The 10,895-nt window shown below is 39.0% G+C and carries 9 protein-coding genes and 1 pseudogene; 2 read left to right on the top strand and 8 right to left on the bottom strand.

The window, feature by feature from the left end; translation table 11 throughout:
- On the top strand, nucleotides 1–462 hold a 462-nt coding region (locus AMS59_RS25980; RefSeq protein WP_199777805.1), incomplete at its 5' end, for a hypothetical protein.
- A gap of 28 nt (nucleotides 463–490) precedes the next feature.
- Here the strand turns inward: AMS59_RS25980 and panF are convergent.
- The 5 genes from panF to AMS59_RS20295 all read right to left on the bottom strand — a co-directional run bounded on the left by panF (nucleotide 491) and on the right by AMS59_RS20295 (nucleotide 6,596).
- On the bottom strand, nucleotides 491–1,936 hold the full coding sequence (gene panF / locus AMS59_RS20315; protein WP_053485539.1) for a sodium/pantothenate symporter: 1,446 nt from the start codon (nucleotides 1,934–1,936) through the stop codon (nucleotides 491–493).
- Nucleotides 1,936–2,199 carry a YhdT family protein gene (locus AMS59_RS20310; protein ID WP_053485538.1) on the bottom strand — a complete coding sequence of 88 codons (264 nt, stop codon included), beginning with the start codon at nucleotides 2,197–2,199 and terminating at the stop codon, nucleotides 1,936–1,938. The genes panF and AMS59_RS20310 overlap by 1 nt, the downstream gene beginning before the upstream one ends.
- Nucleotides 2,200–2,572: 373 nt before the next feature.
- Nucleotides 2,573–2,989, bottom strand: a complete 417-nt coding sequence (locus AMS59_RS20305; protein ID WP_053485537.1) for a hypothetical protein — start codon at nucleotides 2,987–2,989, stop codon at nucleotides 2,573–2,575.
- Between the two features lie 302 nt (nucleotides 2,990–3,291).
- The gene (locus tag AMS59_RS20300) at nucleotides 3,292–4,986 is read right to left on the bottom strand and encodes a methyl-accepting chemotaxis protein (protein WP_053485536.1); all 1,695 of its coding nucleotides are present in this window, start codon (nucleotides 4,984–4,986) and stop codon (nucleotides 3,292–3,294) included.
- A gap of 293 nt (nucleotides 4,987–5,279) precedes the next feature.
- A complete protein-coding gene (locus AMS59_RS20295) occupies nucleotides 5,280–6,596 on the bottom strand; it encodes an IS1380 family transposase (protein ID WP_053485535.1) in 1,317 nt (438 codons plus the stop codon).
- Between the two features lie 605 nt (nucleotides 6,597–7,201).
- Between AMS59_RS20295 and AMS59_RS20290 the strand changes: the two are divergent.
- A pseudogene (locus AMS59_RS20290) lies at nucleotides 7,202–7,684 on the top strand (shikimate kinase); the annotation flags it as partial.
- 90 nt (nucleotides 7,685–7,774) lie between these two features.
- Here the strand turns inward: AMS59_RS20290 and AMS59_RS20285 are convergent.
- The 3 genes from AMS59_RS20285 to AMS59_RS20275 are packed head-to-tail and all read right to left on the bottom strand — an operon-like array spanning nucleotide 7,775 to nucleotide 10,884.
- Nucleotides 7,775–9,241 carry a class I adenylate-forming enzyme family protein gene (locus AMS59_RS20285; RefSeq protein ID WP_053485534.1) on the bottom strand — a complete coding sequence of 489 codons (1,467 nt, stop codon included), beginning with the start codon at nucleotides 9,239–9,241 and terminating at the stop codon, nucleotides 7,775–7,777.
- A 16-nt stretch (nucleotides 9,242–9,257) separates the two neighbouring features.
- Complete coding sequence (gene fabG / locus AMS59_RS20280; RefSeq protein ID WP_053485533.1) at nucleotides 9,258–9,989, bottom strand: 3-oxoacyl-ACP reductase FabG; 732 nt, start codon at nucleotides 9,987–9,989, stop codon at nucleotides 9,258–9,260.
- Nucleotides 9,973–10,884 (bottom strand): alpha/beta fold hydrolase, encoded by a 912-nt coding sequence (locus AMS59_RS20275; protein ID WP_053485532.1) that lies wholly within the window; start codon nucleotides 10,882–10,884, stop codon nucleotides 9,973–9,975. Before AMS59_RS20275 ends, fabG begins: the two co-directional genes overlap by 17 nt.
- Nucleotides 10,885–10,895: the final 11 nt, after the last annotated feature.

The raw sequence follows: 10,895 nt of genomic DNA, 5'->3' as shown, positions 1-10,895 counted from the left end.
TTCCGTCACTTCGAAGGTTTCATCCGTCGCTTCAGCGATTCTTTCCGTCGCTTTGGAGGGTCTATCCGTCGCTTCAATTTCTATCCGTCGTTTCAGTGGTTCTTTCCGTCACTTCGAAGGTTTCATCCGTCGCTCCGGAGGGTCTATCCGTCGCTTCAAGTTCTATCCGTCGTTTCAGTGATTCTTTCCGTCACTTCGGAGGTTTCATCCGTCGCTTCAGCGATTCTTTCCTTCGCTCCGGAGGGTCTATCCGTCACTTCAAGTTCTTTCCGTCGTTTCAGTGATTCTTTCCGTCACTTCGAAGGTTTCATCCGTCGCTTCGGAGGTTCTTTCCGTCACTTTGAACTTTCTATCCATCAATCCATAGATTCTATCCACGACTTTGGACTTTCTATCCATCATTTCGAAGGTTCTATCCACGATTTTGGACGTTCTATCCATCTCCAATATAAAACGCCGTAGATTTTCTATCTCTACGGCGTTTTCTTAGTTAGATAAATAACTTTTCATCTTTAAATTTATGACTTGTTAATAAGCTAACTATAATAAATATCAATAAGGATGCGACAATTGGGATTGTCACAGTATGCATGCCAAAGACGGAAGGATAAAAACGGTCAATGCTAATATATAGGATCATACCTGAAATCATTGACGCAATAGCACCATACTTATTGGCTTTTTTCCAATATAGACCTAATACGACTGTCCAAATAAAGACTGCCTCAAGTCCGCCAAAAGCGAATAAATTAAGCCAAACTAATAAATCAGGTGGATTTAGTGCAAAAACGATTACTGCTAAACCAATCACTGTTGTGACAATAAAGCTTGCACGCTTAATTTCCGTATCATTAGCTGTTGGTTTTATATAATTTAAGTAAATATCCTTCACTACCGTAGAGCTTACAAGCATAAGTAGCGCGTTGACTGTGGACATCGTTGCTGCCATTGGTGCTGCTAAAACAATGCCAGCTAAAAATGGCGGCAAAACCTTTAGCGTCAGCAGCGGCATAACTTTATCACCAATCTCAATACCTGGTATCACTGGACGTGCTAAAACACCAATTAGATGCATCCCAAACATAATTGTCCCTATGGCAATAGTGCCAATAATAATGGCTAAATGCATGCTTTTAGAATCTTTATAGCTCATAGCACGAACTGCGATTTGTGGCAGTCCCACAACTCCAACACCTATCAAAATCCAAAATGTAGAAACGTATAATGGCGTTAATTCCCCTTCTGCTCCAAATGGAGACACAAGGTTCGGGTTCTCAGCGACAAGTGAGGCCATAATATTATCAATTCCTCCACCAGCGATGATTGTCCCAATTAGTAAAATAATTGTTCCAATGACCATAATCGAGCCTTGCACCGTATCCGTCAATGCAACAGCACGGAAGCCTCCAATAATAACATAAACTAGTACAGAAATCGCAAAAATAAAGAGTGCAGTTGTGTAGTTTAAGCCTGTTAATGATTCAATTAAACGAGCACCACCTACCCATTGTGCCATCATTGCAGAAAATAAAAAGATAATGATACTAATGGCTGATAGGATGACAATGGCATGACTCTTATAGCGTTCTCGTAAAAAGTCTATTAACGTGATGGCTTGATAACGTCTTGCGATAATCGCAAATTTCTTCCCTAAAATCATTAAAACAAAATAACCTGCAGGAAGCTGCGCCATCGCCAGTAATACCCAGCCAAGCCCTTTCGTATAAGCAACGCCTGGACCACCAATAAAGCTACTTGCACTACCATACGTAGCAATCATTGTCATAGCAAGGATGAAACCGCCCATTTCACGACCACCAAGGAAGTATTCCTGTAAAAATGAATTGGAAGAGCGTATATGCTTATTTGACCAGATTCCAATACCAAAGATGATGACTAAAAATACTAGCAGTGGAAAAATAACTTGCCAATGCATTATTGATCCACCTCCTCATCGTCAAATGGTACCTCTTTGAAAAAGAGTTTCAAGACGATCCAGATTAACATAATCATAAAGCCTGTCCCTGCAATACAGCTATAGAAAAACCATGCAGGGAAACCGAATACATACGTATAGCTTGTTGGATCACCAGAGCCTAATCCATAGGCAAAGCCAAACCAAATCGCAAAGTTAACGATAACAAGCCCAATACCGATAAGCGCCTCTCGATGCGCAATTTTAAAGCGTTGATCTTTCAAAATATAGTCCCCCTAACCTACTCTATTTTACTGATATGTTCGTATTATGGGAACCTTTGTGAAAAAATAAATATCAATTAGCACAACTATTTTTTTAAAATAACGATAAACAGAGATTTCCCCTTTATATCGCGCCCCTATTCAATGGTATCTAATAGCTCTACATCCAAATTTCCGCTATCTTCCCAGCTGTGAAATATTTCTAAATGCCATTTGTTTTTAAGTCTTTGATACTTATTATCTTCAATCCACATATGTAGATTCTTATAGGCATCCTTTATTTTATACTTGGCCCCTGTATGTCTTAAAGCCGCATCTCTTTGGGGCGGGTTTGTTAGAGTTACTAATTTCGCTAATATACTAAAGCCACCCGTTAGTTCAATAACTGCAATCTAATAACATCTTGTTTATCTTTGAATTTTATTTTGATATTATATTCATCCTCTTTATATGTTTCAACATTAACAGTACCAACTAAAAATGAAATAACGTTGCCTTTAATTTTTGTTATCATATCTCCAACATTCCCTGTAATTAACCCATCTCTACCTTTAAACTTAATGTCAATATTATGTAAATCCCCCTGCGATAGTTCTAAATCTTTCAATTCCATTTCAACCCAATTTACTCTTTTTTCATCATACAATTCAGGATTGTAAAAATACTTGACATTCCAATGTTCTCCCTCGCCATAGAAGATAACCTCATCTGCAATATCAGTTTGTTTGGATGATGAACAAGCTGTCAAACTAATTAAAAGAAAAATACCAAACAAAAGTCTCAGCTTCATTTTCAAACCTCCTCTTTAGGTATGTCCTTTACAGATCAAAATCATTTTTATATTCTTCTATTAAAACTTTATCAATTAGACCACTTGCTTCAAGAATCAATAATTTGTTCATCTCAGCTTCCTTCCCATTGTATATTCCCTCCACTCCACTTTAACATAATATCCCATTTATCTAAAAAAACACTCCTTTTTCAGGAGTGTTCATTTAGTCGGTTTTGTCTATTTGTTAAGAAGGAGTAATTTTTCCCATACTTTTCTTGAACCTTAAACCGTTAGGATATCAAGTGTTTTTTCAAGATCCCTTAATATTTGAATTTTTGTAGTAAGCCTTGAAGCTCGTCTGCCTGTTGTGCCATTTCTTTCGCTGAAGAAGCCATATTGTCTATGAAAGCTAATTGTTCCTTCGCTGTTAACGTAACGTGCTCTGTATTTTCAGTTGCCTTGCTTGCGATGCGTGCCATTGCTTCTGTGGACGCAGTCACTTCTTCAACACTTGCGGACATTTGCTCCGTCACAGCAGAAATGTCGTGCACCTGTGTACTAACCCCTTTAATCGACTGCATGATCTTGTGGAAGGCTAGCTTTGTATCATCTACAACATCCATACCTGCTGCAGCTTCCTTCGAGTTACTAGAAATAGCCGTAATAACATTGGCTGTATCATTTTGTATTGAATGAATAAGTGATGCTATTTGATCAGCAGATTCCTTTGATTGTTCTGCTAATTTGCGAACCTCATCTGCAACAACAGCAAAGCCTTTTCCTTGTTCTCCAGCACGAGCCGCTTCAATGGCTGCATTTAAGGCAAGCAAATTCGTTTGATCGGCGATGCTTGTAATAACATCAACGATATTACCAATTTGCTGTGATTGATCACCTAATATACGGACTTGCGCCTCTACATGGTCAGATGATTCATTAATAATTGTCATTTGATTCAATACACGATTTAACGAGTCATTGCCTTGAGCAGCCTCGTCACTCATTAAATCAGCAGCATCTGAAACCGTTGAAGCAGTTTCAGCAACTTGTTGGATGCCAATCGCCATTTCCTGCATGGCAGTTAAGCTATCACTCGTGCTATGTAATGTAGTTTTTGAACCATCCGTTATATCTTCTAATGTTGATGTTAGCTGTCTTGTCATATCCGCCGTTTGTTGCGATTTAGTTGTTAAACCATCAGAAGATAAATCAACCTGTTTAGACGATTGGGCTATTTGTTGCATTAATACTTGTAAGCTTGTCAGCATTTTATTAAAGGATTGCGCAAGCTCACCTGCTTCATCCTTGGAGTTAATTTGTAGCTGTTTTGTTAAATCTCCTTCTCCATCCGCAATGTCATGGAGTTGAATATTTATTTCTCGAAGCGGTTTCACGAATGCTCTTGTGAACAGGAAGCTACCTAGTACAGCAATGACAGCTCCGATGAACAATACAATGAGAAGTTTGCCGATAAATGCAAAGATAATAGAGTTCATCTCATCTATCGTTTCACCGACAAACCACATCCCAATGATATCTCCATTTGCATCTTTAATGGGTGAATAGAGTGTTAAATATTTCGTTCCTACTACATCTGCTTCCCCTATAAAGGTTTCCCCTTTATTCATTACATTTTCAACGACTTTTGGATCAGCATCTTTGCCAACTAAACGTTCTCCATTTAGCTTTAGGTTGGTGATAAGTCCTTTTGAGCCTTGGAAAATGGTTACACCACCATTGATGCTTTCTCCAACCTCATCTACAAAGGCTTCCTGATTAACGATTTTTGTATCCCCTTTGTAAAGTTCCCCATTTTTAATAGCCCAATCACCCTTAAATCGTTCCTCTAGCAGCTTATAACCGACCTTTGAAATATGGGTTACACTCTGCTCAAAATTGCTAAGCATAATTTGCTTCACTTGGATATGGGAAACAAATCCAATCATAACGCTTAAAAATAGGATGACTCCCACTAAAAGCAAATTAAATTTTGTACTTATTTTAAAAGTGCGCAAAAATTCATCTCTCCTTTCTCATATTTATTAGGAATATTATGTATAAAATATAAGTCAAGTTTATTAAACATTATTCTATAAATAGTTTCAATACATTATCAATAAATTAACATTTTTAACCTGAATTATTCATAGCTTTCTAAAGTTTGTGTATTTTCATGAGTTTTTTTTATAGTTGCCTTGTTTTTTGGTGAAGCCCTAGCTTAATGGGAGAAAAATTTAAAAAAACGGTCGAACAATTCGGTTTTTGAGCAGGCTCCTCCCTTGGTGCGATGTCGATTTTTAAAAAAAGGTTATTTGATTTCTAGGTGTTGCACCCGGGTCAGTACGTCCCAAAAGAAGTGTGCATACACGAAGCTAGAAGACAATTTAAAGTACAGTGAGCGTCCAGATTTCACAAGTTTACTTGCCACTTTAATGAGGCGCGTACGAATTGTTTGGATTTGAATACCCTTGTAGCGCTTTGGAAAACTCAGTGTACGGAGCCAGTTTGTAAAATTATAGGTAAGCAGACTTAACATCATGCGTGCCTCGTTGACAAGGAAATCATGACTTTTCATCTGATCGAAACCAAAGCCGTTCTTCGCTTCTTTAATGAAATTTTCCATCGTGCCTCGTTGTTGATAAGATGCGACAATGGCTTGTGACGAGAAAGTTTCACTCAGATTCGTCACAAAAAAAGCATGAGAAAAGAATAGTTCACCAGCTGGGCGAATCGATTGAATAATGATTCTTCGTGGTACGGACCAAGAAGACGCTTGATAAATGGATTCTTCGATATAGCGTTCGGTCACGGATACATCACGAATTTCATGTGTAGGGTGCAGTTCTTCAGCGAGTGCCTTTAGTTTAGGATTGGCTTTTAAACGAATGATGTAGTAAACGGATTCCTTTTCACATAGTTCGTAAAGATCCGGTACCGCAAAGCCGCTGTCCCCACGTACAAGTGCAGAGGTTTCTGGAAATGTTTCGTTATAATGTTCAAGCAGGGGACGTAGAAAATCTACGACACTGTTTGATGTATACACATTGCCAGGTCGTAATTGGGCTTTCAAAAAATCACCTGTCAACCCGTCAAAGGCGAGGAGTGGATGAAAACCAACTGTTCGGTAATGAGCATTGTAAGCTGATTGTTCTTGATTTCCGTATGTATCGGCATGCGTCGAATCTAAATCTAAAAGAAGTGCTTTCGATTGTCGAGTATGATGAACACAATCAAGTAGTTCTTGATTCGCCGCCTGGAGTTGATCGAGTGCTTGTGAATCAAATCGTTTAAAAAAGCGCGATAATGATGGTTGAGAAGCGAGTGCTGGTGTACCTAGCACTTGCGTAAATACCGGGTCATGTGTAAACTGGTCCGCTGCATCGTCTTCGTGATAACCAGCGATCAGTTGGTAGATTTTTTGGCGAAGCAGCTGCTCATTTTGATGAATGCAATACGTGCGTTCATCTTTTAACTGAAGATGTTTGGCAATCGTTTGAGAGAAGCCGATTTTTTCGTCAAATTCACGAAAGACAAGATGACCGGTATCCGAAGAAAGCGCACCTCCATCATTAGATAATTTGATAGAACGATTGAAATGTAAGGGGATTTGCGGTAAAGTAGTCATCATAAGAATCCTTTCTTTGGTATTTGTTTAGTCGCAATAACCTTAACAGAAATGGATTCTTTTTTCATCTTTTAGGTGAAAAAGAATATCCCACAGAAAAGCTGATAGGTCAGTTTTTCTGTGGGATTTTGTATATGTTGATGAATAATCTAGGTTTAATCATTATGGGTTGTTAGGAGCAGTGGCTAACATAGTAAATTCACAATGTGAGGTTGATTTCCGTTCCGACTGGACGCTTTCCTGGGGGCGTCCAGTCTCCACTCCAATCTACATATCCACATAACATATGTTTTAACAAAATGTCACCAACTCTCGCTGGTGAATTGATAAATTCTTCTTTTTTCAGGGAATTTTGAAACTTATGTTAATATATTGTTAAAAAGGGGAGAGACTATGAAACTTGTTTTAATATTTGGACCTCAAGCAGTGGGGAAAATGACAGTTGGACAGGAATTAGCTAAAATAACGGGTATCAATTATGCCTCGGCATAATTGCGTCCGGAATCGGCTTTGTGCATGCACAAAGTTACTCCTTTCCGATTCCGTGACATCCGCCGGAGGCTTTAACTTCTTTTAGCGGATGTTTGGACATCCGCTGAAAGAAGTTAAAACTTTTTCATAACCATATGACGATCGATTTAGTTAGTCATTTTTTTGGTTATGGTACGACTGAAGGAAAAAGATTAGTGAATTTGTTTCGTCAAGAAATATTTGAAGAGGTATCGAAAAGTAATTTGTATGGTTTAATTTTCACTTATGTCTGGGCTTTTAATATGCAGGAGGATTGGGATTATGTGGACGATCTCGCTAAACTTTTTGAATCAAGAGGAGGTACTGTCTTCTTTGTAGAGCTTGAAGCTGATGTAGCAGAAAGACTGGAACGCAATAAAAGTGGTAATCGACTTGAGCATAAACCTTCAAAAAGAGATCTTGAATGGTCTGAAAAAGACTTAAAAAACTCGATGGAAAAATACAGATTAAATTCCTTAGAGGGCGAATTAAAATATGCAAATTATCTTAAGATCAACAACACACACTTGAGTGCAGAAGAAGTTGCTTTGAGCATCAAAGAAGCATTTCATTTATAAAACCAAAAACGCCTGGATCTCCAAGCGTTTTTTCTTCGTTTTCTGTAGCGAGCAAAGGCGGCCGCTACCATTTTCCAAAGGTGAAATGGCTTAATTCGCAGCTTTCGCATTCATTTGTAATGCTTTTTTATCAATCTTTCCGACACTTGTTTTTGGCAATTCATCGATGAACATAATCTTTTTTGGGATTTTGTAGCGACCTAGATGCTTGCTACAGATTTCTTTGATTTCGTCTACTATAGTATCTTCCTTATCCTGACAAACGATAAAGGCTGTCACGATTTCTCCCCAATAGTCATCCGCCACTCCAATCACCGCAACCTCTTGCACTAGCTGATGGCGCAAAATACATTGCTCTACTTCCTGAGGGTAAACATTTTCACCACCAGAAATAATCATCTCCTTGCTGCGACCGACAATATAAAAGTCACCATCCTCATCCATCAGTGCTAAATCGCCGGTTTTTAACCACCCATCATGCATGATTTTTTCAGTCTCCTGCTGATTATTCCAGTAAAAGCGAAACATATGCTTTCCTTTCACCAATAGCTCTCCCACTTCGTTTGGCGCACAGCTTTGTCCTGCACTATTGATAATTTTAGCTTCATTGAATTGCATGCTCTTCCCCACGGCACCTTTTTTCAAATAGGCTGCCTCTCGAGAAATATAAAAATTATTGGGCCCCGCTTCTGTTAAACCATAGCCCTCTTTAAAAAATAGTCCCTTCTTAAAAAATGCGTCATAGATTGGATACGGGCATGGTGCCCCCCCTGATAAAAAAACTTTCATTGAAGGGAAGCTACTCTTCTGAAAGTAATCCGTCGCAATCATCGCTTGATACATGGTTGGCACAAAAAGCGAAATCGTTGTCTTGTACTGATTAATCGCTTTAAGAGCGTTTTCTGCCTCAAACTTATCTCCAATAACAACTGTACCGCCAGCCATTAGCAGTGGTATACATAAGGCATTCAAACCTCCTGTATGAAACAACGGCATATAATTTAACGTACAATCACTATCACTCAAGCCCCAGCTAATAATTGTATTAATGGCATTCCAATTTACAGAATTAAAGGATAGTACAACACCTTTTGGCTTGCCCGTTGTGCCCCCTGTATAAATCATTAGCCAAGGGTCATTAAGGTCTACCTCTCGAAGGCTAAGAACTGCTTCTTCATTAGCTAAACGAAGAGAATACATGTTTTCGAAAGATAAAGGGCAATTCATTTCTTCATCGTAAAGTAGTAAAGAAGGCGTAGCATCTATCAAAATATCATTTAATTCCTTCGTACTCATACGCCAATTTAATGGCACATAGATAAGGCCTCTTAATCCACAAGCGAATAAAACTGCAAAAAGCTGGATGTGATTTTTCGCAAATACTGCCACACGACTCCCTGTCTGCAAGTTTTGGCGCTCAAAAAAATGACTCCATTTTGTAATTTCCTCTGTTAACTGCTGATAAGTCCATTGCTCCTTAGTTTCTAGGTTCACCAATGCTAGACGTTTCGGTGTTAGCGATGCACGTTTTAAAATCCAGGATTGCTCTACAAACATCTTGAAAGCCTCCTTATCACATCATAATTGCTCCATCCACATGAAGCGTGTGACCGTGGACATAGGAAGCCTCATCAGATGCTAAAAATAAATAGGCATTGGCAATATCTCTTGGTGTTCCTAATCTTTGCAGTGGCACGATGGAGCGCATTTGTGCTAGCACATTTTCTGGCATTTTTTTCACCATATCTGTTTCTGTAAAGCCAGGGGCCACTGCATTCACGTTGATACCTTTGCGCCCCAATTCCTTCGCCCATGTTTTGGTCATACCGATAATAGCCGCCTTTGTGGCAGCGTAATTCGTTTGACCAACATTGCCATAGACACCACTAACAGAAGATGTATTTATAATTTTGCCCCCGCCGGCAGCAACCATATGTGGAATTACTTCTTGTGTACAATGAAAAACGCCAGTCAAATTCACATCAAGCACTTGGTGAAACTGATCTTCCGTCATTTTTGTTAGCATCGCGTCACGTGTAATACCTGCATTGTTCACTAATATATCAACTCGGCCCATTTGCTCTATGACAGTTGCCACTAAGTTCTTGACGCTCTCTCTATCTGCAACGTCTACTTGCACAAATAATGCTTGATCCCCTAAATGTTGGGCAGCTAAAACACCAGCATCCTCATTAAAATCAGCAATGACAACGAATGCACCCTCTTCAATAAATCGTTCAGCAGCAGCATAGCCAATCCCATTCGCAGCTCCTGTAATAATGGCAATTTTATTGTTTAAACGCATACTTTTTTCCTCCAATTTCTAAAAACGCTTCAATTTCAGATATCAGCTGTGGTAAATCATCTATTAATGGAGAGTGACCGCAGTCTTTTAAGCTGACGAATTGTGCATTAGCACCTAAATCGAGCATTGTTTCGTCATTCATTCCTTCTGTTATAACGTAATCACGATCCCCTCTTAACACTAAAACTGGAATGGTAATCTGTTGTACCTCATGAGTGCCTTTGGCGACCTCATTGTCAACAGCACTTATATTAAAGACATTCAATGCATGATAAACTTCAGCGAGATTTCTTTGTGTCAGCATATCCTCAACATATGTCTGATAGTGTTCTGGGCTAGGCTGATTATGAGTGTATATAAGTGCGTTCCAGACCGACTGTAAGCCTTGCACATTTTTCGAATCATAGAAGCCTTGTACTAATTTTGTTTTAGATGTATCGACGAGTACCTCTTCATAGGTAAAAGCCCTTTTTAATGCTGCTTGATTGCCCGTACCTAAATCCGTGTAAAATGGATAGCCTCTCGTAGATGCCGAGGCTAGTAAAATAAGCTGCTGACAATAGCCTGGATACATAGCGACAAACTGCATACATACTGCTCCGCCCGTTGACCAGCCAATCATGTCAAACTGTTTTAATTGAATGGCGTCCACAAAAAGCTTCACATCATCGCTAAAATCTTTAATCGCGGCAATTGGTTTATGATAAGATGAACCACCAAAGCCTCGTAAATCCATCGCATAAATTGTATATTTTTCATCCAACGCATCGATTAGAATGTCCCAATGCTTGGAGGACGTCATATTGCCATGAATAAGTAATAAAACACGCTCTCCCCCTTGACGTTTACGATAAGCAATCGTTTCTCCATTTGATAACTGAACAGTTTTTAACATCGCACTTCCCC

This window comes from Lysinibacillus sp. FJAT-14745, from assembly GCF_001275675.1.
Taxonomy (GTDB): domain Bacteria; phylum Bacillota; class Bacilli; order Bacillales_A; family Planococcaceae; genus Lysinibacillus.
This window is presented reverse-complemented; position numbering and strand designations above follow the sequence as displayed.